The following is a 22,701-nucleotide window of genomic DNA, read 5'->3' on the forward strand; positions in this document are numbered from 1 at the left end:
TATTGCCGGCATTGGCCACAAGGCCAGTGCCGGGTGTCCGCATCCTGCCATACATGACAGTACATAGGTGTAGGTACGGCTGCTCATTATTTGAAAATAGTCATGTTTTTTCATTGACTCAGGTCAAAACGGTAAATAGCATGCAGATACACAACTGTATGTTAAGAATAAAAACCGGAGGCCGACATGAGCGCAACTGCAAAGACTCTGCTCGCAGCAGGGCACCACACCCACTACCACGAGGCCGGCCAGGGCGAGCCGCTGTTCCTGCTGCACGGCTCGGGCCCGGGTGTTTCGGGTTGGGCCAACTGGGCCGCCAGCGTGCCGGTGTTCGCCGACCGCTGGCGGGTGATCGTGCCGGACATCGCCGGCTTCGGTTTCACCGAGTTCAAGGATGACGCCCGGTACGACATCAAGCTGTGGGTCAGCCACCTGATCGGCATCATGGATGCCCTGGATATCCAGAAGGCCTCCTTCATCGGCAACTCGTTCGGCGGCGCCCTGGCCATCGGCCTGGCGGTGTTCGCCCCCGAGCGCGTCAACAAGCTGGTGCTGCTCGGCACCCCGGCCGGCGAGTTCGTGCAGACCCCCGGCCTGCGCGGTGCCTGGGAGTACGAGCCGTCGCTGGCCAACATGCGCCAGCTGATGGAGCTGTTCCCCTACGACCAGGCGCTGATCACCGACGCCATGGTGCAGGCCCGCTACGAGGCCAGTGCCCGGCCCGGTGCCCAGGCCGCCTTGCGCAAGCTGATCCCGCAGCCCGCCGCCGAAGGCCAGACGATGGTCAAGGGCTTCCCCGCCGCCGCGCTGGCCAAGATCGTGGCGCCGACGCTGGTGGTACACGGCCGCGAAGACCGTGTGGTGCCGCCGGAGTGCGGGCTGCTGATCGCCAACAGCATTGCCGACGCCGACCTGCACCTGTTCGGGCGCTGCGGTCACTGGGTCCAGAGCGAGCAGCCACGGCGCTTTGCCGCGCTGGTTCGCGACTTTCTCGGCGAGTAGTCCGGCATGAGCAGAAACGTGATGGAGCGGGTGCTGTGGCAGCTGTGCGTGGAGCGCGCGGCCAAGCAGCGCTTTCGTGAAGACGCCGCAGGCTTCGTGCAGCGCTTTGCCCTGGCCCCCGACGAGGCGCAGATGATCCTCGACTTCGACGTGGCCGGCCTGCAGGCGGCCGGGGTCAACCCGATGCTGACCATGGGCTTCTGGCAGGAGCTTTCGCCGCAACGCAGCATGCGCGTCTACAAGCAGCGCCTGGGCTGTACCGATGAACAAGGCGCGGGGTTTTCCGCCGCGCTCAAGGGGTGAACCGATGGGCAAGATAGTGGGCGGCTTCTGGATGCCGCATGACCCGGTGATGTTCGTGGCGCCCGAAGCGCCACCGGCCGCACAACGCGATGCCGTATGGGGCGCCTATGCCCAATGCGCCGAGCGCCTGGCCGCCTTGCAGCCCACGGCGGTGATCATCGTCGGCTGTGATCACTACATCCTGTTCGGCCCCCATTGCCTGCCGCGCTACGTGATCGGCACCGGCGACGTGGACGGCCCCATCGACCGCCTGCCGGGCCTGGACCGGGGCGTGGTGCGCAACCACCAGGCGCTGGCCGAGCACATCGTCCATCACGGTGAAGGGCAGGGCGTGGACTGGACCGTGGCGCGCAGCTTCACCGTCGACCATTCGTTCTCGATCCCGCACCAGCTGGTGGTCAAGCCGGCCGAGGCCCTGCTGGGCCGTGAGCTGCCGAGCATCCCGGTGTACCTGGCGTGCGGCGTCGACCCGTACATCTCGCTGGAGCGCTCGGCCGACCTGGGCCGGCAACTGCGCGCGGCAGTCGAGGCGTTCGACGCCGACGAGCGCGTGGTGATCATCGGCAGCGGCGGCATCAGCCACTGGGTAGGCACCGTCGAGATGGGCCAGGTGGCCGAGGACTTCGACCGCGAAATCCTTGCCCACGGGGTCAACGGCGACCTGCAGGCACTGTGCGCCTACCGCGACGAAGACATCCTGCGTCGGGCCGGCAACGGCGCGATGGAAATCCGCAACTTCGCCTGCGCCATGGCCGCCCTGGAGCGTCCGCGCGGTGAAGTGATCGCCTATGAAGCCGTGCCCGCCTGGGTCACCGGCCTGGGCTTTGTGCAACTCAACAACGAGGAGCCGGCATGAGCCGCGTACTGCTTTGCCAGCGTGACGAGCTGGCGCCGGGCGAACTGAAGAAGGTCGCCAACGGCGATGGCGATGCCCTGTGCGTCTACAACCTGGGCGGCACCTTCTACGCCACCACCGACATGTGCACCCACGCCACCGCCTCGCTGGCCGAAGGCGACATGGAAGACGACCTGATCACCTGCCCGGTGCACTGGGGCCAGTTCCATATCCCTAGCGGCAAGGCTGTGACCTTCCCCTGCGAACGGCACCTGCGCACCTACAAGGTCATCGTCACCGACCGCGAGGTGTATGCCGACACGGCCCTGGAAGCCGACGAGGCGCTGGCCGACGCCGACAGCCCGGTCTGACCGGGCGCCGTCCAACCGCATACCTGTGAGTCTGAACCATGGATAACAACAAGCACATACCGCTCAGAACCCTCGAAAGCACGCCCGCCCTGGGCAACCTCGACCGCCTCTGTGACATGCAGGAGGGGCGCCTGTCGGGCAAGGTGTTCTGGGACGAGGCGATCTACGAGCAGGAGCTGGAGAAGATCTTCGCGCGCTGCTGGCTGTTCGTCGCCCACGAATCCCAGCTGCCCAGGTCCGGCGACTACCTGACCACCTCGATGGGTGAAGACGAAGTGCTGGTGGTACGCCAGAAGGACGCCTCGATCAAGGTGTTCCTAAATGCCTGCCCGCACCGCGGCAACAAGGTGTGCTTTGCCGAGGCCGGCAACGCCCGCGGCTTCATCTGCAACTACCACGGCTGGTCGTTCGGCGCCGATGGCGGGCGCCTGATGGGCATGCACGAATCCAAGTGCTACGAAGAAAGCCAGTTCGACAAGTCCAGGCATGGACTGCGCGAAGCCCGCGTGGCCAGCTACAAGGGCCTGGTGTTCGCCACCTTTGCCAGCGATGCGCCGACCCTGGAGGAGTACCTCGGGCCGATGACCTGGTACATGGACGTGATGCTCGACATGGACGAGGGCGGCAGCGAGTTCCTGGGCGGCTGCATCCGCTCCACCATCGAGTGCAACTGGAAGATCGCCGCCGAAAACTTCGTCGGCGACATCCTGCACGGCGGCTGGACCCACGACTCGGCGGCCAAGGCCATGCTCGGCGGCCCGGTGGCCAATGTCGGCGAACTGCCCGAATCCTACTCGGTGAACTGGAACGGCCACGGCTACGAGTTCGCCACCGACGTGGTCGGCAACGCCGCCACCCTGGGCGAAAAGGACATCAACAAGTACCTGCACGTGCTGCGCCCCAAGGTCGCCGAGCGCCTGGGCGAGTTCCGCTCGAAGCTGATCGGCGCGATCTCCTCGTTCACCGTGTTCCCCAACTTCTCGTTCCTGCCGGGGCAGAACACCGTGCGCATCTGGCAGCCGCGTGGCCCGCACAAGATCGAGCTGTTCACCTGGGTCATCGTCAACAAGAACGCCCCGCAGGACATCAAGGACAAATGGCGCCGTGGCGCGATGATGACCTTCTCGCCCACCGGCGTGTTCGAGATGGACGACGGCGAGAACTGGGAATACTGCACCAAGACCAGCCGGGGCGTGGTCACGCGCTACCAGGACCTGTACGTGGGCCTGGGCATGCACACCCGCCTGGACGACAGCGAGCTGCCGGGCAACGTGTTCAAGGGCCAGCTCAACGAATGCAACGCGCGGGCGTTCTACCAGCGCTGGAAAGACCTGCTGCAGGCACCGACCTGGGCCGACGTACCAGACCGCAACGGCACGCTGCGCTGAGGGGGGCGAGATGACACACCAACTGCAGGACACCCCGGTGTCCATCGACGAGGCCCGCCGGGTCGAACAGTTTCTGCTGCGCGAGGCGCGCCTGCTCGACAACGAGTGCTGGGACCAATGGCTGCTGAGCCTGAGCGAAGCCATTCACTACTGGATGCCCGGCATCGAGAACCGTCGCCGCGAAGACAAGTCCGGGCCCTACCGCCTGGAGCACATGGCCTTCTTCGATGACGGCATGCGCGAGCTCAAGCGCCGCGTGGCGCGCTTCAAGCAGCCCTCGGCCTGGGCCGAGAACCCGCCCACGCGCAACGTGCACCTGGTCAGCAACATCGAGGTGTACGCCGGCGCCGAGCCGGGCGAGTACCTGGCGTACTCGTGCTTCGTCAACGTGCGCAGCCGCGGCCTGGACGAACACGCCCAGCTGGCCGGGCGGCGCGAGGACGTGCTGCGCCTGGAGGCCGAGGGCCTCAAGCTGCTCAAGCGCAAGATTCTGATCCCCAACGCGATGTTGCTGTGCAAGAACATCAACACGTTCCTATGAGGGCCTGCACATGGCTTGGTTGAAAGGGCAGGTGGCACTGGTCACCGGCGGTACCGGCGGCATCGGCAGCGCCATCGTGCGCCGCTACGTGGCCGAAGGCGCCAGGGTCGCGGTAATGGGCCGCGACGCGGCGCAACTGGCGGCGCTGGCTGCCGAGCTGGGCGATGCGGTGATCACCGTGCAGGGCGACGTGGCGCGCTATCAGGATAACCAGCGCGCCGTGGCCGCCACCCTGGAGGCGTTCGGCAGGCTCGACACCTTCGTCGGCAACGCTGCGGTGTTCGACTATTTCACCCGCCTGGACCGCATCGCCCCGCAGGATTTCGAGGGTGCGTTCCAGAAACTCTTCGCCACCAACGTGCAGGGCTACCTGCTCGGCGCGCAGGCGTCGATCGAGGCGCTGCGCCAAACCCGTGGCAGCATGATCTTTACCTTGTCCAACAGTGCCTTTTATGCCGGCGGTGGTGGCATTCTGTACGTCACCGCCAAGCATGCGCTGGTGGGCATGATCCGCCAGCTGGCCTACGAGCTGGCGCCGGACATCCGGGTCAACGGCGTGGCGCCGGGGGCGACCAACACGCCGATGAAAAGCCTGGATGGCCTGAACAGCCGCAGCGTACCGCTCAACCAGATCCCCGGGTTCGAGGCCGGTGCCGCGCAGGCTGTGCCCCTGCAACGGATTGCCGAGCCCGAGGACCACACCGGGCACTACGTGCTGCTGGCCTCGCGCGAGAATGCCGGGTTGACCACCGCCAACATCATCCACAGCGATGGCGGCTGGGAGATTCGCAGCGCCGGCCCCACGCGGTCGCGCAAGGCCTGAGCCTTGATAACCAGAACAAGAGAGATGCGTGATGACAACAACAAGCCTGAGTGCACCGCAACAGCAACTCCTGAACCTGTTCGCCGGGCTCGACCTGCCGGTGCTGGCCGCGCCGATGTTCCTGGTGTCGGGCCCGCGCCTGCTCGCCGCCAGCTGCCAGGCCGGCATCGTCGGCAGCCTGCCGGCGCCCAATGCGCGCACCGTCGAGCAACTGCAGCAATGGCTGGAACAGATCGTCGGCGAGCGTGACGCCGCGCAGCAGCGTGGCGAGCAGTGGGCGCCGTGGATGCTCAACATGATCGTGCACAGCACCTACGACCGCTTCGAGGCCGAGCTTGAACTGGTGCGCCGTTACCAGCCGCCGATCGTTTCCACCGCCCTGGGCAGCCCCAAGCGCGTGCTCGACACCGTGCACGCCTATGGCGGGGTGGTGATCGCCGACGTGATCAGCCCGGCCCTGGCACGCAAGGCCGTGGCCGCCGGCGTCGATGGCCTGGTGCTGGTGTGCAACGGCGCCGGCGGGCATACAGGCAACTACAACCCGTTCGCCTTCGTCGCCGAAGTGCGCGAGTTCTGGGACGGCCCGCTGGGCCTGGCCGGGGCGATCTCCAACGGGCGCGACATCCATGCCGCGCAGGTGCTGGGCTGCGACTTCTCGCTGGTGGGCACGCGCCTGATCGCCACCCACGAAAGCCTGGTCGAGGACGCCTACCGCGACATGCTGGTGGAGTGCTCGCTGGACCAGGTGACCACCACCAAGGCGGTCAGCGGTGTGCTGGCCAACTGGATGCAGCCGTCGCTGGACAAGGCCGGCATCGACCCGCGCAGCGAAACCCGCCCCAGCATCGACTTCTCCGGCGACATCGCCACTGCCAACAAGGCGTGGAAGCACGTGTGGTCGGCGGGGCAGGGCGTGGGCCAGATCACCCGCACCTGCAGCGTGGCCGAGCTGGTCGACGAACTGCACCAGGGCTATCGCCAGAGTCGCGCGCGCGCGTTGTAAGCCAACCGGACCCGTTCAGGAGCAACCCCATGACCCACCCCAACCTTCAGGCCGCCGCCGCAGCGCTGGCCCAGGCCCGCTCGACCCGCACCCCGTGCGGGCGCATTTCCGAGCGTTTCGACATCCAGTCGCTGCACGACGCCTACGCCGTGCAGGAACTCGCCACCCAGGCCGCGCTGGCCGCCGGCCGGCGCCTGAGCGGGCGCAAGGTCGGCCTCACCTCGCTGGCGGTGCAGCAGCAACTGGGCGTCGACCAGCCCGACTTCGGCATGCTGTTCGCCGACATGGAATGCCACGATGGCCAGGCCATCGACAGCACGCGGCTGATCCAGCCCAAGGCCGAGGGCGAGATCGCCTTCGTGCTGGGGCGCGACCTGCCCGACCCCGACACCACCCTGGGCGAGCTGCTGCGCGCGGTCGACCATGTGCTGCCGGCGCTGGAAATCGTCGACTCGGCCATCGAGGACTGGAAGATCACCCTGGTCGACACCGTGGCCGACAACGCCTCCTCGGGCCTCTACGTGCTGGGCAAGACCCCGGTCAGCCTGCACGGCCTGGACCTGGCTCTGGAAGGCATGCTGCTGGAGAAGAACAGTGCCCAGGCCGCCATCGGCGTGGGCGCCGCGTGCATGGGCAACCCCCTGGATGCCTGCCTGTGGCTGGCGCGCACGATGGCCCTGGCCGGGCGCCCGCTGCAGGCCGGTGACGTGCTGCTGTCCGGCGCGCTGGGGCCGATGGTGCCGGTGGTGGCGGGCGACAGCCTGCGCCTGCGCCTGACCCGCCTGGGCGAAGTGAGCTGTCGCTTCACCTGAGCCGTGCCGGCTTGAACCCGGCGGCCTGACCGACCGCCGGTACCTACAACAATAAAACCAGTGAGCAGCGGGCCGACGGTCTGCCGCGCTCACGAGGGCGTGCAATGTACGACTTCTTCAACGACCCCACCCAGCTGGCCCCCGCCCAGGTGCTGTACGAACCGCGTGCCGACGGCAGCTTTGTGCTCAGCTCGCCCGAGCCGCTGCAACCCTATGCGCGCTGCATCGGCCAGTGGCTGGAACACTGGGCCGAGCAGGCGCCGCAGCGTGCCTACCTGGCCGAACGGCGCGGCGCGGGCTGGTTCAGCCTGACCTACGAGCAGGTGCGCCAGCGCGTCGGCGCCCTGGCCCAGGGCCTGCTGGAACTGGACATCGCAGCCGGCCGGCCGCTGCTGATGCTCTCGGAAAACGACCTGGACCAGGCGCTGCTGACCCTGGCGGCGATGCACGTGGGCATCCCGGTGTCGACCATCTCGGTGGCCTACTCGCGCAATACCGGCAGCGGCTGCGCCAAGCTCAAGGCGATTGTCGAGGTGCTCAAGCCGGGGCTGATATTCGTCAACGACGGCGATGCCTATGGCCGCGCCATCGCCCTGGTCGACCCGGACTGCCCGGTGGTGGCGGCGCGCAACGCCCAGGAAATCCCCGGTGCGCTGGCCCTGCCGCACCTGTACAAGGCCGAGACGCCGGCGGTGATGGCCGCCTTCGCGCGCCTGGATGGCGACACACCGGCGCGCTACCTGATGACCTCCGGCTCCACCGGTGCGCCCAAGGCCGTGGTCAACACCCACGGCATGCTCTGCGCCAACCAGCAGGCGATTGCCCAGTGCTGGCGCTTTCTGGAGCAGGGCGAACTGATCGTGCTCGACTGGCTGCCCTGGAGCCACGTGTTCGGCGCCAACCACAACTTCAACCTGGTGCTGCGCAACGGCGGCACCCTGTACATCGACGACGGCCTGCCGGTGCCGGGGCAGATCGACCGCACGCTGGAGAACATCCGCTCGGTCAGGCCCACGCTGTTCTTCAACGTGCCGCGCGGCTACGAGATGCTGCTGCCGCACCTGGAGCGCGACCCGGCGCTGGCCCAGGCCCTGTTCGGGCGCCTGCGCATGCTGTTCTATGCCGCTGCCGCCCTGCCGCAAAGCAGCTGGAGCCGGCTGGTGGCGTGTGCCGGGAAGGTGCGCGACACGCCGCTGTTCTTTGCCACCGAATGGGGCTCCACCGAAACCTCGCCGGTGGTCACCAGCGTGCATTTTGCCGCCGACAAGGCCGGCATCATCGGCCTGCCGGTACCGGGCACCGAGCTCAAGTTCGTGCCGGCCGGCGACAAGCTGGAGATGCGCGTGCGCGGCCCCTCGGTGTTCCCGCGCTACCTGGGCGACCCGGCCAGCACCCTGGCGGCGTTCGATGAAGAGGGCTTCTACCGTATCGGCGACGCCGGGCGCCTGGTCGACCCGGCGCGCCCCGAGCTGGGCGTGCAGTTCGACGGCCGCGTGACCGAGGACTTCAAGCTCAGCAGCGGCACCTGGGTGTCGGTGGGCACGCTGCGCCCACGCCTGGTCAGCGCGCTGGCGCCGTATGCCAGCGACTGCGTGATCGGCGGGCATGACCGCGACATGATCGGCGCGCTGGTCTACCCGTCCCAGGCCCTGCGCGACCTGCTCGGCGCCGAGGGCCAGCACATGAGCGGTGCCCAGCTGGCGCTGCAGCCCGAGGTGCGCCTGGCGCTGTGCGCGGGCCTGCAGGCACTGGCCCGGGAGTACCCGGCCTCGTCCCAGCATGCCGTGCGCCTGGTGATCCTCGATTCGCCGCCCAGCCTCAACGACGGCGAGATCACCGACAAGGGCTACATCAACCAGCGCACCGCCTTGAGCCTGCGCGCCGAGGCCGTGCAGCGCCTGTACGCCGACAGCCTCGACCCGAGCGTCATCCTCCTCGCCGAAGTCTACGGAGAAGCCGTATGAACCCTGCAAAATTCAATGTCGCCATCATCGGCTCCGGCAATATCGGCACCGACCTGATGATCAAGCTGCTGCGCCACGGCAAGCACCTGAAAATGGCCGTGATGGTCGGCATCGACCCGGCCTCCGACGGCCTGGAACGCGCCCGCCGCCTGGGCGTGGCCACCACCCACGAAGGGGTCGAGGGCCTGGCGCGCATGCCCGAGTTCGCCGATATCGACTTCGTGTTCGATGCCACCTCGGCCGGCGCCCATGTACGCAACGACGCCTACCTGCGCGCACGCAAGCCCGGCATCCGCCTGATCGACCTGACCCCGGCAGCCATCGGCCCGTACTGCGTGCCGGTGGTGAACCTGGAGCAGAACCTGGCGCAGTTGAACGTCAACATGGTCACCTGCGGCGGCCAGGCGACCATCCCGATGGTGGCCGCGGTGTCGCGGGTGGCCAAGGTGCACTACGCCGAAATCGTCGCCTCGATTGCCAGCAAGTCCGCCGGCCCCGGCACCCGCGCCAACATCGACGAGTTCACCGAAACCACCTCCAAGGCCATCGAAGCCATCGGCGGTGCAGCCAGGGGCAAGGCGATCATCGTGATGAACCCGGCCGAGCCGCCGCTGATCATGCGCGATACCGTGTTCGTGCTCTCCGAAGCCTGCGAGCAGGCCCGCGTGCAAGCTTCCATCCACGAGATGGCCCAGGCGGTGCAGGCCTACGTGCCCGGCTACCGGCTCAAGCAGCAGGTGCAGTTCGAGGTGATCGAGCCCCAGGCGCCGCTGCTGATCCCGGGCCTGGGCCGCTTCAGCGGGCTCAAGACCTCGGTGTTTCTCGAAGTCGAAGGCGCCGCCCACTACCTGCCGGCCTACGCCGGCAATCTCGACATCATGACGTCCGCCGCGATGGCGACCGCCGAGCGCATGGCCCAGGCCATGGCGCACAACTGAGGATGCCCGCATGACGTTCAATCCCGCCAAGAAGCTCTACATCAGCGACGTGACCCTGCGCGACGGCAGCCACGCGGTGCGCCACCAGTACTCGCTGCAGAACGTGCAGGACATCGCCCGTGCGCTGGACAAGGCCAGGGTCGATTCCATCGAAGTGGCCCACGGCGATGGCCTGCAGGGCTCCAGCTTCAACTACGGGTTTGCCGCCCACACCGACCTGGAGTGGATCGAGGCCGTGGCCGACGTGATCAGTCACGCCAGGATCACCACCCTGCTGCTGCCCGGCATCGGCACGGTGCACGACCTCAAGGCCGCATATGACGCCGGCGCCCGCGTGGTGCGCGTGGCCACCCACTGCACCGAGGCCGACGTGGCCCGCCAGCACATCGAGTATGCGCGCGCGCTGGGCATGGACACCGTGGGCTTTCTGATGATGAGCCACATGATCCCGGCCGAGCAGCTGGCCGCCCAGGCCAAGCTGATGGAAAGCTACGGCGCCACCTGCGTGTACATGGCCGACTCCGGCGGTGCGATGAACATGCAGGACGTGCGTGATCGCTTTCGCGCGTTCAAGGCCGTGCTCAAGCCCGAGACCGAAACCGGCATGCATGCCCACCACAACCTCAGCCTCGGGGTCGCCAACTCGATCACCGCGGTGGAGGAGGGGTGCGATCGCATCGATGCGAGCCTGGCCGGCATGGGCGCGGGCGCCGGCAACGCGCCCCTGGAAGTGTTCATCGCCGCCGCCGAGCGCCTGGGCTGGAACCACGGCACCGACCTCTACACGCTGATGGATGCAGCCGACGACATCGTGCGCCCGTTGCAGGACCGCCCTGTGCGGGTCGACCGCGAATCGCTGGCGCTGGGCTATGCCGGGGTCTACTCCAGCTTCCTGCGCCACGCCGAAATCGCCGCGGCGCGCTATGGCCTGAAAACCGTCGACATCCTGGTCGAGCTGGGCAAGCGGCGCATGGTCGGCGGCCAGGAGGACATGATCGTCGACGTGGCGCTGGACCTGCTGGCCGCCGCCGGACGCGCGCAGTGACGGAGGGTACGCACATGAGCTTCACCCTGCAGATCCAGCCGGTCGGCCTGAGCTGCCCGGTCAACGCCGGGCAGAGCGTGCTCGACGCTGCCCTGGCCGATGGCCTGATGCTCAAGCACAGCTGCCGCACCGGCACTTGTGGCAGTTGCAAGGGCCAGGTGCTCAGCGGCGAGGTGGACCACGCCGACAGCCCGCTGGCAGTGCTCAGCGAAGCCGAGCGGGCCCAGGGCCTGGCGCTGTTCTGCTGCGCCAGGGCACGTTCCGACCTGGTCATCGACGCGCCGGAAGTCACCGAGCTGCGCGGCATCGGCATCCAGCAGATGGGCGTGCGCGTGGCCAGCCTCGACAAGGTCAGCCACGACGTGGCGGTGCTGCGCCTGATGCTCGCGCCGGGCACCGCATTCGCCTACCTGCCGGGGCAGTACGTGCAGGTGCTGCTCAAGGACGGCAGCCGGCGCAGCTACTCGATGGCCACCGCAGCGGCGCGCGACAACCAGCTTGAGCTGCACATCCGGCACATGCCGGGCGGGGTGTTCAGCGGGCATGTGTTCAATGCGTTGCAGCCCAGGGCGATCCTGCGCATGGAGGGGCCGTTCGGTTCGTTCTACCTGCGCGACAGCCAACGGCCGATGGTATTGCTGGCCAGCGGCACCGGCTTTGCTCCGGTGCAGGCGCTGCTCGAGCAACTGCGCGAGCGCGGCGACAACCGCCGCCCGGTGTACCTGTACTGGGGCGGGCGGCGCCGTGAGGACCTCTACCGGCATGAACAGCTGCTGGCCTGGGAGGCGCAGTTGCCGTGGCTGCGCTACACCCCGGTGCTGTCCGAGCCGGGCCCGGCCTGCGACTGGCAGGGTGCCACCGGCTTCGTGCACCGCCAGGTGCTGCAGGACTTTCATAGCCTCAAGGACTTCGAGGTCTATGCCTGCGGCGCGCCGATCGTGGTCGACTCGGCGCGACGCGATTTCGTCGAGCAGCGGGGGCTGGAGCCCGCGCATTTTCATGCCGATGCGTTCGTGTAGCTCAGGCCGGGCGACCCCACGCACAGCGGGTGGGTGATCGCGTCACCGTCCTCGGCCTTCAGGGCCCTGGCCGGTGACGCCCCCATGCAGCCCGGATACAAAAAGTTACCTTGGGAAAACCCATTCAAATCAACCCATTAGGAAATTTACGGGATTCAGATACAAAAAATTTCAAAACTCCCGTGTACAGCTGAGGAAGGCCAGGGGTAATTTCTCCTACAAGCTGCGCGGTCAACTCTGCAATGGAATGCAGCCTGTAGCATCCCGGATCTTCATGCCTCCACCGGGGTTGCACCTACAACAATAGAGGGAGCTATCCGTGAACTGCATTTTCTGTGCAATCGCCAAGAAAGAAGCACCGGCTGCCGTTGTCTACGAAGACGAGCAGTGCCTGGCCTTTCTCTCGATTCAGCCGATCACTCCTGGCCATGTCCTGGTCATTCCCAAGGCCCACGCAAGCGGCCTGGGTGATATCCCTCCTCAAACCTGTGGCCACATGATGCGTGTGGGTCAACGGATGGCGGCCGCCCTGCGTGAAAGCGGCCTGAGCCTCGAAGAACAGCCCTGTGAAGGTATCAACCTGCTGCTGTGCGATGGCGCAGTGGCCGGGCAGACCGTAGGTCACGCGCACCTGCATGTGCTGGCCCGCTTTGTCGGTGACGGTTTCAACCTGGGTCATGCGGACCTCCCGATCGCCACGCCACAGGTGCTGGGCGAGCGCGCCGAGCAGATCCGCCGAGCCTTGGCCTCGCTACCACCGAACTGACTGCACCTCGCTCTGGTTCAACGGCACGCCCGCCACTAGCGGGTGAGTGTCTGGCTGTGCGCAGCCCGTAAATCAACAACCTATGGCTATCTACGCAAGGAGGCGAAGCTATGTATTGTCCTGTGGAAACTTAAGTCGTGCGCTGGGCTGAGTTGAATACTACAGATCACAATAAGAAGGGATTTCTCATGCCGTCACTCGCCAGTAACAAGGCTGACTTGCCTTCGGCAAGTATGCAGTTGGTCAAGGATGATTCCGCCGGTTCGGCCATCTACAGTTTCTATGATTCAGTCCTCCAGGAGTTGTGCCAGTCTGACAAGGTAAAGGTCAGGCAGGTGGTAACGCCTGCGCAATTCATCGAACTTTCTCGTGCCCGTAGCCGGTTGTATGGGCAGCGCAAGATCTATTACAAGACGCTGTTTGGCAACTCGGTCGACAACACCGTGTGCCTGGATGAATACGACCCGCGTTCCTATGTGTTTGCCTTTTATCATGATGGTGAAATCATCGGCACTCAGCGTATTACGCCGTTCCCTCACGAGTCGGGTGAGTTCATCAGCCATGAACAACTGGTGCAGTTCTCCGGGCCCAACTACGAGCACGAGTGCGTCGAACTTTCACGCCTGATCGTCGACAAGCATGCCCCGGTCAAGAACGTGGTCAACGGGCTGGCCATGACCGGTGCCTCGCTGGTGGCCCTGCAAGGCGGCTACAAGACGTTCATCACCTATGTGAAGCCACGGCTGGCGCCGAAGTTCGACAGCTTCGTGTTCGATCAGGACGGCATCTTCTTCCAGATCAAGGCCCGTGGCGATCACTACTACGCCCTGTACAAGGGCGATCTGATGCCGTCGGTCACGCCCTTCTTCGGCCTGCCCAGCTGCCCGGCAGACCTGAAGGACGTCGATGACCTGATTCGCCATACCTTGGCCGCCCGTCACGCGAGGCAGTCACTGGCGGGATAAGCATCACACAATAACGACAACATTGAGGTTGATCCAAGATGGAAGCCAGGAACAAAGAAGTGGTCATCGAGTTTTACGAGCGCATGTTTGGTCAGCGTGAACTGGCGGTTGCCGATACCTTGATTGCCGAGGACTACGTGCAGCACAACAACGTGTTCATTCCCCCGCGCCGCGAAGGCTTCAAGACCTACTTCACGCAGTTCTTCAAGACGTTCCCCGAGTCGGGTACCAGTATCGAGCGGGTCTGCGCCGAAGGCGATTATGTCTTCCTGTATGCCAAGCACTGGGCCAAGCACAGGTTCTTCACGGTGAACTACAAGGTGATCGATATCTACCGTGTTGAAAATGGTGTGCTGATGGAACACTGGGACACTATCGAAGGCCTGGGCTTCTTTTCCAAGTTCATCTACATCATCAAGTCCGTGCTGCGCCTGTAACGCCGTATTCGCCTGACCGTATAACACGTGTCATGAACGATTTATCAACACGCCAAGGAAGAGAGTGAAATGACTGAAGTGACCGCGTTTCGCAAAGAGCTCAAAGCCATCTGTGACGCCGAATGGGAAAAGATCAAGGCCGGCCGTTTCTTCCAGATGATGAAGCGTCCCGAACTGCAGCGTGAGCTGTACATCAAGTCGATTGTCCAGGTGTACCACTACACCAAGAACAACGCGATCAACCAGGCGGTGGCGTGCTGGAACCAGGACCACAAGAAGGTCGGCCTGCTGCGTTTCGCGATGAAGCATGCGCTGGAAGAACTGGGCCACGAAAACATGGCGTACAACGACCTGATCGCCATTGGCGTGGACCCGTCGGAGTTCGAGAAACCGATGCTGCCGGCCACCGAGGCGTTCTACGGCTACCTGGACTTCGTTTCCGTATGCCGCGGCATCATTCCGCGCCTGGGCTACAGCTTCTGGGCCGAGGACTGCTATGAGCACCTCGAACCTTTGATGGACGTGTGCAAGAACCATCTCAAGCTGACCGACCAGCAACTGACCTTCTTCGTCGCCCACGCGATCATCGACGAGAAGCACTCCGAGCAGGTCAACGCCGCCATCGACCGCTGGGTCGTGACCGACGAAGAAAAAGAGGCGGTCAAGCAAGTGGCCCGCACCACGGTCTACCTGATGGGCAAGATCCTCGAGTCGGTCGCCGACGAGTTCTGATTGATCGGCACCAGGCGTCCTCGCGCACCCCGCTGCGCGAGGACTTTTTCACATGGCGTGCACAACAATAAAAACGATTGGCTGGTCATGGCGTTTGTCGAACCGCCTGGCGGCCACGGTCAATCCACCAGGAGGTGCCATGAGTAGTAATAGCGACATGATTACCTGGGGCATGATGCTGCGCAAAATTCCCTCGATCACTCGGGCCATTCCTCGGCTCGTCAGGGGCCTCAAGGTTTCCAAACTCAAGGCCGATCAGCCCTGTGGCCTGGGCTGGGCCTTCGAACAGGCGGTTGCGCGCAACCCTCAAGGGCCGGCGCTGCTCTACAAGGACACGCGCTTCAGTTACGAACAGGTCAACCAGTGGGCCAACCGTTTCGCCCACTACCTGCTGGCCCGTGGCCTGAAAAAAGGCGATGTGGTAGGCATCTTCATCGAGAACCGCCCCGAATTGCTGGTCAGCGTACTGGCCGTGAGCAAGATCGGCGGCATCTGCGCCATGCTCAACACCTCGCAGACCAACAACGTGCTGATCCACAGCCTGGGCCTGGTCAACCCGTCGGCGATCATCGTCGGCCAGGAGCTGGTGCCATCGTTCGAGGCGGTGCGCGACGAGGTGGCCATCGACAGGCAGCGCACCTTTTTCCTGGCCGACACCGACACCACGCGCGATGCCGGCACCGCCCCCGAGGGCTACGTCAACCTGACCCTTGCCAGTCAGGGGCACGCTACGGCCAATCCGGCGACTACCCAGCAGGTCTACCTCGACGACGCCTGCTTCTACATCTACACCTCCGGCACCACCGGCCTGCCCAAGGCCGGGGTGTTCAAGCATGGGCGCTGGATGAAGGTCTACGGCAGCTTCGGCATGATCGCCCTGGACATGCGCCCCGATGACATCGTCTATTGCACCTTGCCGCTGTATCACGGCACCGGCCTGTGCGTGAGCTGGGGTTCGGCATTGGCCGGTGCCTCGGGCTTCGCCATCCGCCGCAAGTTCAGCGCCAGCCAGTTCTGGGAAGACACGCGCAAATTCAAGGCCACCACCATCTGCTACGTCGGTGAACTGTGTCGCTACCTGATCGATCAGCCTGCGGCCGGCAACGATGGCGATAACCCGGTGGTGAAGATGATCGGCAACGGCCTGCGTCCGGGCGTGTGGCTCGACTTCAAGAAACGCTTCAACATCGAGCGGGTCTGCGAGTTCTACGCCGCCAGTGACGGCAACATCGGCTTTACCAACATCCTCAATTTCGAGAACACCATCGGCTTTGCCATCAACGCCTGGTCGCTGGTGGAGTACGAACACGACACCGGCGAACCACGGCGCAACGCCGACGGATTCATGCAGAAGGTCGGCAAGGGCGGTCAGGGCCTGTTGCTGGCCAAGATCGACGACGACGCCCCGTTCGATGGCTACACCGACCCGGAGAAGAGCAAGAAGGTGGTGCTCTACGACGTGTTCGAAAAGGGCGACCGCTACTTCAACAGCGGCGACCTGATTCGCGATATCGGCTTTGGCCATGCCCAGTTCGTCGACCGCCTGGGGGATACCTTCCGCTGGAAGGGCGAGAACGTCTCCACCACCGAAGTCGAGAACATCATGGTGCAGCACCCCCACATTGCCGAAGCCGTGGCCTACGGGGTGGAAATCAAGAACACCAACGGTCGCGCCGGGATGGCCGCCATCACCCCGTCGACGCCGCTGGAGCAACTGGATTTCTGCGACCTGCTGCGCTTCGTCAAGAGCCAGATGCCTCACTACGCGGTGCCGATGTTCCTGCGCGTCAAGACCTGCATGGAAACCACCGGCACCTTCAAGTACCAGAAGACCAAGCTCAGAAGCGAAGCCTTCGACCCCAGCCAGACCGGCGAAGACCCGGTGTATGCCTGGCTGCCGGGCACCGAAACCTACGTGCGGGTGACCGATCAGGTGCTGCAGGACATTCATGGCGGCAAGTTCCGCTACTGAAGGGCAACCGCGCCAGCGGCGCACCGCGAGGCCTGCCTGCATGCATGCGCAAGGCTGCTCACTGGAGCGGGCGGCCTTGCGATCCACTTTCAGCTTCACCGCCCTGCAACTTCTGCCTGCCGGACTCTGCAGCAGCCCGTCGTGACCCCCACCGCTTGATTGCGCGCCTGATGCTCTGCCCCTTGCGGTACAGGGCATTCCGGAGTACAGCTGATGGCAGGATGCCTTCAGTTGTGGCATCGCAGGAGCGTTTCATGATGTCGACCCCCTTACTGCCGGTGCCGCTGCCGCACAAGCGTGACGTGCGCCTGGCCGTGCTGCTGTTGCTGGTGATCTGCGTATCGCTGGCATCGCTGACGGCCTGGAAGATATGGGCTGCACGTCAGCGCGCGCTGAACGAGGTTCAGGTACACAGCCTCAACCTGACCCAGGCACTGGACACCTATGCCGAGGGCATCATCCGCCAGAGCTCGATGATGCTGCTGGGCCTGAGCGAGCGGCTCGAAGTCGATGGCGGCGGGCCGCAGCAACTGGCGCGCCTGGCCGGGCTGGTGGAGGAGCAGAACGAACTGCTGACGCAACTGCATGGGCTGACCATCTATGGCCCGACGGGCGAATGGCTGATGTCGACCAACGGCCCGATTCCGGACGGTGCGAACAGCGCCGACCGCGAGTTCTTCATCCACCATCGCGACAACCCGTCCCGCGAGGTGTTCATCGGCCCGCCGATCCGCAGCCGCTCCACCCAGGACTGGGTGATCACCGTCAGCCGGCGTTTCGAGCAGCCCGGGGGGCAGTTCGCCGGGGTAATCGCGGTGACCCTGGGGGTGGAGAACTTTCTGCGCCTGTTCGGCAAGATCGACGTGGGCAAGGACGGTGCGATCGCGCTCACCTACACCAGTGGGCGCATCCTGGTGCGCTACCCGTTTCGCGAGCAGGACATGGGCCGCGACTTTTCCCGGTCGCCGATCTACACCCGCTACCTGGTGGAAAACTCGGTGGGCACGGCTTCGTTTGCCTCGAGCCTGGATGGGGTGGAGCGCCTGTATGCGTTTCGCAAGAACGAGCACCTGCCACTGGTGACCACCGTGGCCATCGGCAAGCGCGAGGCCCTGGACGCCTGGCGCATGGAAGCGTGGCTGACGGTGGGGCTGGTGCTGGCGTTGCAGGGGGTGATTGCGGTGATTGGTCGGCTGCTGATCCGTGACATGCGCCATCGTGCCGAGATGGATGCGCAACTGCTGGTGGCGCGCGAAGAACTGCTGGCCACCAACCGGCAGCTGGCGGTGCTGGCCACCCACGACACGCTCACCGGGCTGGCCAACCGCCGGCGTTTCGACGAGGTGCTGGCCAGCGAAGTGCGGCGTGCCCAGCGCGAGGCCCAGCCGCTGGCGCTGCTGCTGATCGATATCGATCATTTCAAACGCTTCAATGACGCCTACGGACACATTGGCGGTGACGAATGCCTCAAGGCGGTGAGCGCCTTGCTGCGCGAGTGCGTGCGCCGCCCGACGGATGTGGTGGCGCGTTATGGCGGGGAAGAGCTGGCGATGGTGCTGCCCAATACCGAGGTGGCGGGCGCGGTGGTGGTGGCCGAGACGGTGCTGGCGCGGTTGGCCGAGCTGAACATCGTGCATGCTGGCAGCCCGTTCGGGCGGGTGTCGGTGAGTATCGGCGTGGCAGGCATGGCGGGGCAGGGCGAAACGCCCCTGGCGCTGGTGGCGGCGGCCGATCAGGCGCTGTATGCGGCCAAGGCGGCGGGGCGTAATCGGTGTGTGGTGTTCGAGGGGGGCGGTGCCGCCCATCGCGGGTCAAGCCCGCTCCCACAGGGCTAGCGCAAGCCTCTGTAGGAGCGGGCTTGGCCCGCGATGTGCCTCGAATCTCCGGCGCCTGAACTGCCCCCTTCGCTGGCAAGCCAGCTCCCACAGGTGCTGCACGGGCCTAAAGGTCACCGCCTTCCCCTGTAGGAGCGGGCTTGGCCCGCGAAGAGGCCCTCACAGACGACACAAAAAGCCTTATTGCCCCAACCACTGCGGCGTATTGAAGTTGCTCAGGCGCCGGTCCTCCTCTGAACACTCCACTGCCTGCAACGGATGCTCCAGCAACGCCCGCAGCAGGCTGCGCTCACCGGCCTGCCATGCCGCCTGCAAGCTCGCCTGCTGGCGCACCGGGATCACGCAGAACATCGGCTGCCACTGCTGGCCCTGACGCACCATCGCCGCGCAGTCCCCGGTGACCGCCACGCTCAGCAACTGCTCGAGCAACCCGCGCTCGATCAGCGGTGCATCACACGCCAGCACCACCAGCCAGGCATGCCGCGCCACCGCAAGCCCGGCCAGCACCCCGGCCAGCGGCCCGGGAAACCCAGGCTCGGCATCGCCCACCAACTGGTCGGCAAACGCCCGATAGGCGTGCTGGTTGCGATTGCAGGAAAGGATCAGGTCATCGCTCAGGTCACGCACCACGGCGTGCACGTGCGCGATCAGCGGGCGGCCCTGCCAGGACAGCAGGCCCTTGTCCTGCCCGCCCATGCGCTGGCCACGGCCGCCGGCCAGCAAAAGAATGGAGCAGGGGGGAAGTACGGCGGCGGTCATTGCAGGGTTCCAGTCCATAAGCGGGCTAGCACCATCCCATGACCGCCGCGCGGCTGTCCATCAGCTTTGTTCGACCACCGCAGGGTCGGCCTGGGCGTCACGCCGGCGCCAGCCGGTCACGCGCATCACCACCACGAAGAACACCGGCACGAACACGATCGCCAGCGTGGCGCTGAGCATGCCGCCGATCACCCCGGTGCCGATGGCCTGCTGACTCGCCGAGCTGGCGCCGGTGGCAATCGCCAGCGGCACCACGCCCAGGATGAACGCCAGCGAGGTCATCACGATGGGCCGCAGGCGCAGGCGCGCGGCCTGCACGGTGGCCTCGACCAGGTCATGCCCTTCGTCCACCAGGCTCTTGGCGAACTCGATGATCAGGATCGCGTTCTTCGCCGACAGGCCGATCAGGGTGATCAGGCCGACCTTGAAGAACACATCGTTGGGCATGTCGCGCAGGGTCACCGCCAGCACCGCACCGAGCACGCCCAGCGGCACCACCAGCAGCACCGAGGTAGGGATCGACCAGCTTTCGTACAGCGCCGCCAGGCACAGGAACACCACCAGCAGCGACAGCGCCATCAGCATCGGTGCCTGCGCCCCGGACAACTGCTCCTGCAGCGACAGCCCGGTCCATTCCAGGCCAAAGCCCAGCGGCAGGGCATCGACCAGGCGCTGCACCTCGGCCATCGCCGCGCCCGAGCTGTAGCCCGGTGCCGGCTCGCCCGACACGGCAATGGCCGGGTAGCCGTTGTAGCGGGTCAGTTGCACCGGCCCCGATACCCACTGCGCCTGGGCGAAGGCCGACAACGGCACCATCTTGCCGCTGGTGTTGCGCACGTGGATCTTGAGCAGGTCCTCGACCTGGCTGCGCTGGTCGCCCTCGGCCTGCACCACCACTCGCTGCATGCGGCCCTGGTTGGGGAAGTCGTTGACGTAGGTCGAGCCGATGGCCGTGTTGAGCACCGTGCCGATGTCGTCGAACGACACGCCCAGCGCGTTGGCCTGCTTGCGGTCGATCAGCAACTGCACCTGCGGGCTTTCGGCCAGGGCGCTCTCGCGCACGTTGGCCAGCACCGGGCTTTTCGCGGCCTCGGCCAGCAACTGGTCACGCGCCGCCATCAGCCCGGCATGGCCCACGCCGGCACGGTCCTGCAGGCGGAACTCGAAACCGGTCGAGGTGCCCAGGCCATCCACCGAGGGCGGCAGCACCGCATAGGCCACCGCGTTCTTGAACTGGCTGAAGGCGATGTTGGCGCGCTCGGCGATGGCCTCGGCGCTGTCCTTGGCGGTGCGCTCGGACCAGTCCTTGAGCGTGGTGAACACCAGCGCCGCGTTCTGCCCGCTGCCCGAGAAACTGAAGCCCAGGATCACCGTGGTGTTGCCCACGCCAGGTTCGCCTGCGCTGTGCGCCTCGATCTGCTCGGCCACCTGCACGGTACGGTTGCGGCTGGCGCCGGGCGGCAGCTGCACGTCGGTGATGGTGTAGCCCTGGTCTTCGGTGGGCAGGAACGAGGAGGGCAGCTGGCTGAAGGTCCAGCCCAGCGCCACCAGCAGCAGGCCATACACCACCAGGTAGCGGCCGCTGCGCTGGATCGCGTGCATCACCCAGCGCTGGTAACCGTTGCTCATGCCTTCGAACTTGCGGTTGAACCAGCCGAAGAAACCGCGCTTGACGTGGTGTTCGCCCTTGGCGATCGGCTTGAGCAGGGTGGCGCACAACGCCGGGGTCAGGCTCAGGGCAAGGAACGCCGAGAACAGGATCGATACCGCCATCGACGCCGAGAACTGCTGGTAGATCACCCCCACCGAGCCCTGCATGAACGCCATCGGCACGAACACCGCCACCAGCACCACGGTGATGCCGACGATGGCGCCGCTGATCTGCTGCATGGCCTTGCGCGTGGCTTGCTTGGGCGGCAGGCCTTCCTCGGCCATGATCCGCTCGACGTTCTCCACCACCACGATGGCGTCGTCCACCAGGATGCCGATGGCCAGCACCATGCCGAACAGGGTCAGCACGTTGATGGAGAAGCCCAGCGTCAGCATCACCGCGAAGGTGCCCATCAGCGCCACCGGCACCACCAGGGTCGGGATCAGCGTGTAGCGGATGTTCTGCAGGAACAGGAACATCACCAGGAACACCAGCACCATGGCCTCGATCAGGGTGTTGATCACCTGTTCGATCGACACCTTGACGAACGGCGAGGTGTCATACGGGATGTCGTACACCGCCCCGGGCGGGAAGTAGCGCGACAGCTCGTCCATCTTGGCCTTGACCAGGGTTGCGGTCTGCATGGCGTTGGCACCGGGCGCCAGCTGCACGCTGAAGGCGGTGGACGGCTTGCCGTTCAGGCGCGTGCCGTACTGGTACTCCTGGGCGCCGATCTCGACCCGCGCCACATCACCCACGGTGACCCGCGAGCCATCCGGGTTGGCGCGCAGCACGATGTCGGCGAACTCCTGGGGCGTCGACAGCTGGCCCTTGATCAGCACGTTGGCAGTGATTTCCTGGGTCGGGCTGCCGGGCAGGTCGCCGATGCTGCCAGGGGCCACCTGGGCGTTCTGCGCGGCAATCGCAAGGTTCACGTCCTCGGGGGTGAGGTTGAAGCCGATCAGCTTCTGCGGGTCGAGCCAGATACGCATGGCGCGTTCCGAACCATAGAGCTGCGCCTTGCCCACGCCCGGTACGCGGCGCACCTCGTTCATCACGTTGCGCGCCAGAAAGTCGCTCAGCGCGGTTTCGTCGAGGCGGTCATCGTCGGCGGTCAGGGTCACCAGCATCAGGAACCCGGTGGAGATCTTCTCCACCTGCAGGCCCTGCTGGGTCACCGCCCGCGGCAGGCGCGACTCGACGATCTTCAGGCGGTTCTGCACATCGACCTGGGCCAGTTCCGGGTTGGTGCCCGGCTGGAAGGTCGCCGTTACCGTGGCGCTGCCCAGGCTGCTGGTGGACTGGAAGTACAACAGGTGATCGGCGCCGTTGAGCTCCTGCTCGATCAGGCTGACCACGCTCTCGTCCATGGTCTGCGCCGAGGCACCGGGGTATACCGCGTACACCTCGATCTGTGGCGGCGCCACGTTGGGGTACTGGGCCACCGGCAACTGCGGGATGGCCAGCGCACCGCCCAGCAGGATGAACAGCGCGACCACCCAGGCGAACACCGGGCGGTCAATAAAGAACTGCGGCATGG

At 65.6% G+C, this 22,701-nt stretch carries 21 protein-coding genes; 19 read left to right on the forward strand and 2 right to left on the reverse strand.

Annotation, left to right across the window (positions count from 1 at the left end; genetic code table 11):
* The first annotated feature begins 186 nt into the window (after positions 1–186).
* The 19 genes from QMX96_RS15840 (at position 187) to QMX96_RS15930 (ending at position 18,751) form a co-directional block, all read left to right on the forward strand.
* The gene (locus QMX96_RS15840; RefSeq protein ID WP_282362040.1) at positions 187–1,002 is read left to right on the forward strand and encodes an alpha/beta hydrolase; all 816 of its coding nucleotides are present in this window, start codon (positions 187–189) and stop codon (positions 1,000–1,002) included.
* A 6-nt stretch (positions 1,003–1,008) separates the two neighbouring features.
* Positions 1,009–1,305: an extradiol ring-cleavage dioxygenase gene (locus QMX96_RS15845; RefSeq protein ID WP_043861074.1), complete on the forward strand. Its 297-nt coding sequence runs from the start codon at positions 1,009–1,011 to the stop codon at positions 1,303–1,305.
* Positions 1,306–1,309: 4 nt separating this feature from the next.
* The gene (locus tag QMX96_RS15850) at positions 1,310–2,161 is read left to right on the forward strand and encodes a protocatechuate 3,4-dioxygenase (RefSeq protein WP_054916106.1); all 852 of its coding nucleotides are present in this window, start codon (positions 1,310–1,312) and stop codon (positions 2,159–2,161) included.
* A complete protein-coding gene (locus QMX96_RS15855) occupies positions 2,158–2,511 on the forward strand; it encodes a non-heme iron oxygenase ferredoxin subunit (protein ID WP_043861076.1) in 354 nt (117 codons plus the stop codon). Before QMX96_RS15850 ends, QMX96_RS15855 begins: the two co-directional genes overlap by 4 nt.
* Before the next feature lie 38 nt (positions 2,512–2,549).
* Entirely contained in the window at positions 2,550–3,899 is a 1,350-nt protein-coding gene (locus QMX96_RS15860; protein ID WP_043861077.1) for an SRPBCC family protein, read from the forward strand.
* Between the two features lie 10 nt (positions 3,900–3,909).
* Entirely contained in the window at positions 3,910–4,440 is a 531-nt protein-coding gene (locus QMX96_RS15865) for a 3-phenylpropionate/cinnamic acid dioxygenase subunit beta (RefSeq protein WP_043861078.1), read from the forward strand.
* Positions 4,441–4,450: 10 nt separating this feature from the next.
* Entirely contained in the window at positions 4,451–5,263 is an 813-nt protein-coding gene (hcaB, locus tag QMX96_RS15870; protein WP_054916105.1) for a 3-(cis-5,6-dihydroxycyclohexa-1,3-dien-1-yl)propanoate dehydrogenase, read from the forward strand.
* 31 nt (positions 5,264–5,294) lie between these two features.
* Positions 5,295–6,266 (forward strand): nitronate monooxygenase, encoded by a 972-nt coding sequence (locus tag QMX96_RS15875; RefSeq protein ID WP_043861080.1) that lies wholly within the window; start codon positions 5,295–5,297, stop codon positions 6,264–6,266.
* A 29-nt stretch (positions 6,267–6,295) separates the two neighbouring features.
* The gene (locus QMX96_RS15880; RefSeq protein WP_282362041.1) at positions 6,296–7,078 is read left to right on the forward strand and encodes a fumarylacetoacetate hydrolase family protein; all 783 of its coding nucleotides are present in this window, start codon (positions 6,296–6,298) and stop codon (positions 7,076–7,078) included.
* A 104-nt stretch (positions 7,079–7,182) separates the two neighbouring features.
* Complete coding sequence (locus tag QMX96_RS15885; RefSeq protein WP_088515453.1) at positions 7,183–9,042, forward strand: feruloyl-CoA synthase; 1,860 nt, start codon at positions 7,183–7,185, stop codon at positions 9,040–9,042.
* Positions 9,039–9,980 (forward strand): acetaldehyde dehydrogenase (acetylating), encoded by a 942-nt coding sequence (locus QMX96_RS15890; protein WP_043859792.1) that lies wholly within the window; start codon positions 9,039–9,041, stop codon positions 9,978–9,980. The genes QMX96_RS15885 and QMX96_RS15890 overlap by 4 nt, the downstream gene beginning before the upstream one ends.
* 10 nt (positions 9,981–9,990) lie before the next feature.
* Positions 9,991–11,025, forward strand: a complete 1,035-nt coding sequence (dmpG, locus tag QMX96_RS15895; protein WP_043859793.1) for a 4-hydroxy-2-oxovalerate aldolase — start codon at positions 9,991–9,993, stop codon at positions 11,023–11,025.
* A 14-nt stretch (positions 11,026–11,039) separates the two neighbouring features.
* Positions 11,040–12,044: a CDP-6-deoxy-delta-3,4-glucoseen reductase gene (locus tag QMX96_RS15900; RefSeq protein ID WP_078480815.1), complete on the forward strand. Its 1,005-nt coding sequence runs from the start codon at positions 11,040–11,042 to the stop codon at positions 12,042–12,044.
* Positions 12,045–12,363: 319 nt separating this feature from the next.
* Positions 12,364–12,810 (forward strand): HIT family protein, encoded by a 447-nt coding sequence (locus QMX96_RS15905; RefSeq protein WP_043859795.1) that lies wholly within the window; start codon positions 12,364–12,366, stop codon positions 12,808–12,810.
* Positions 12,811–13,145: 335 nt separating this feature from the next.
* Complete coding sequence (locus QMX96_RS15910) at positions 13,146–13,775, forward strand: hypothetical protein (protein ID WP_229589306.1); 630 nt, start codon at positions 13,146–13,148, stop codon at positions 13,773–13,775.
* 38 nt (positions 13,776–13,813) lie between these two features.
* Positions 13,814–14,212, forward strand: a complete 399-nt coding sequence (locus QMX96_RS15915) for an ester cyclase (RefSeq protein ID WP_043859797.1) — start codon at positions 13,814–13,816, stop codon at positions 14,210–14,212.
* Between the two features lie 69 nt (positions 14,213–14,281).
* Positions 14,282–14,944 carry an iron-containing redox enzyme family protein gene (locus tag QMX96_RS15920; protein WP_043859798.1) on the forward strand — a complete coding sequence of 221 codons (663 nt, stop codon included), beginning with the start codon at positions 14,282–14,284 and terminating at the stop codon, positions 14,942–14,944.
* A 139-nt stretch (positions 14,945–15,083) separates the two neighbouring features.
* Positions 15,084–16,916 carry a long-chain-acyl-CoA synthetase gene (locus tag QMX96_RS15925; RefSeq protein ID WP_282362042.1) on the forward strand — a complete coding sequence of 611 codons (1,833 nt, stop codon included), beginning with the start codon at positions 15,084–15,086 and terminating at the stop codon, positions 16,914–16,916.
* A 257-nt stretch (positions 16,917–17,173) separates the two neighbouring features.
* Positions 17,174–18,751 (forward strand): diguanylate cyclase, encoded by a 1,578-nt coding sequence (locus QMX96_RS15930; protein WP_282362043.1) that lies wholly within the window; start codon positions 17,174–17,176, stop codon positions 18,749–18,751.
* Between the two features lie 180 nt (positions 18,752–18,931).
* Here QMX96_RS15930 and mobA read toward each other — a convergent pair whose 3' ends face one another.
* The gene (gene mobA, locus QMX96_RS15935) at positions 18,932–19,510 is read right to left on the reverse strand and encodes a molybdenum cofactor guanylyltransferase MobA (protein ID WP_258659337.1); all 579 of its coding nucleotides are present in this window, start codon (positions 19,508–19,510) and stop codon (positions 18,932–18,934) included.
* 60 nt (positions 19,511–19,570) lie between these two features.
* Entirely contained in the window at positions 19,571–22,699 is a 3,129-nt protein-coding gene (locus QMX96_RS15940; protein WP_282362044.1) for an efflux RND transporter permease subunit, read from the reverse strand.
* Positions 22,700–22,701: the final 2 nt, after the last annotated feature.

It is taken from the genome of Pseudomonas sp. PS01300 (assembly GCF_029960155.1).
Lineage (GTDB): Bacteria > Pseudomonadota > Gammaproteobacteria > Pseudomonadales > Pseudomonadaceae > Aquipseudomonas > Aquipseudomonas palmensis.

Excerpts from the sequence above, each read along its gene's own strand:
- dmpG (WP_043859793.1), top strand. The coding sequence starts at position 9,991 with ATGACGTTCAATCCCGCCAAGAAGCTCTACATCAGCGACGTGACCCTG.
- QMX96_RS15880 (WP_282362041.1), top strand. The coding sequence starts at position 6,296 with ATGACCCACCCCAACCTTCAGGCCGCCGCCGCAGCGCTGGCCCAGGCC.
- QMX96_RS15850 (WP_054916106.1), top strand. The coding sequence starts at position 1,310 with ATGGGCAAGATAGTGGGCGGCTTCTGGATGCCGCATGACCCGGTGATG.
- QMX96_RS15890 (WP_043859792.1), top strand. The coding sequence starts at position 9,039 with ATGAACCCTGCAAAATTCAATGTCGCCATCATCGGCTCCGGCAATATC.
- QMX96_RS15920 (WP_043859798.1), top strand. The coding sequence starts at position 14,282 with ATGACTGAAGTGACCGCGTTTCGCAAAGAGCTCAAAGCCATCTGTGAC.
- hcaB (WP_054916105.1), top strand. The coding sequence starts at position 4,451 with ATGGCTTGGTTGAAAGGGCAGGTGGCACTGGTCACCGGCGGTACCGGC.
- QMX96_RS15930 (WP_282362043.1), top strand. The coding sequence starts at position 17,174 with ATGTCGACCCCCTTACTGCCGGTGCCGCTGCCGCACAAGCGTGACGTG.
- QMX96_RS15855 (WP_043861076.1), top strand. The coding sequence starts at position 2,158 with ATGAGCCGCGTACTGCTTTGCCAGCGTGACGAGCTGGCGCCGGGCGAA.
- QMX96_RS15885 (WP_088515453.1), top strand. The coding sequence starts at position 7,183 with ATGTACGACTTCTTCAACGACCCCACCCAGCTGGCCCCCGCCCAGGTG.
- QMX96_RS15865 (WP_043861078.1), top strand. The coding sequence starts at position 3,910 with ATGACACACCAACTGCAGGACACCCCGGTGTCCATCGACGAGGCCCGC.
- QMX96_RS15940 (WP_282362044.1), bottom strand. The coding sequence starts at position 22,699 with ATGCCGCAGTTCTTTATTGACCGCCCGGTGTTCGCCTGGGTGGTCGCG.
- QMX96_RS15860 (WP_043861077.1), top strand. The coding sequence starts at position 2,550 with ATGGATAACAACAAGCACATACCGCTCAGAACCCTCGAAAGCACGCCC.
- QMX96_RS15915 (WP_043859797.1), top strand. The coding sequence starts at position 13,814 with ATGGAAGCCAGGAACAAAGAAGTGGTCATCGAGTTTTACGAGCGCATG.
- QMX96_RS15900 (WP_078480815.1), top strand. The coding sequence starts at position 11,040 with ATGAGCTTCACCCTGCAGATCCAGCCGGTCGGCCTGAGCTGCCCGGTC.
- mobA (WP_258659337.1), bottom strand. The coding sequence starts at position 19,510 with ATGACCGCCGCCGTACTTCCCCCCTGCTCCATTCTTTTGCTGGCCGGC.
- QMX96_RS15925 (WP_282362042.1), top strand. The coding sequence starts at position 15,084 with ATGAGTAGTAATAGCGACATGATTACCTGGGGCATGATGCTGCGCAAA.
- QMX96_RS15840 (WP_282362040.1), top strand. The coding sequence starts at position 187 with ATGAGCGCAACTGCAAAGACTCTGCTCGCAGCAGGGCACCACACCCAC.
- QMX96_RS15875 (WP_043861080.1), top strand. The coding sequence starts at position 5,295 with ATGACAACAACAAGCCTGAGTGCACCGCAACAGCAACTCCTGAACCTG.
- QMX96_RS15845 (WP_043861074.1), top strand. The coding sequence starts at position 1,009 with ATGAGCAGAAACGTGATGGAGCGGGTGCTGTGGCAGCTGTGCGTGGAG.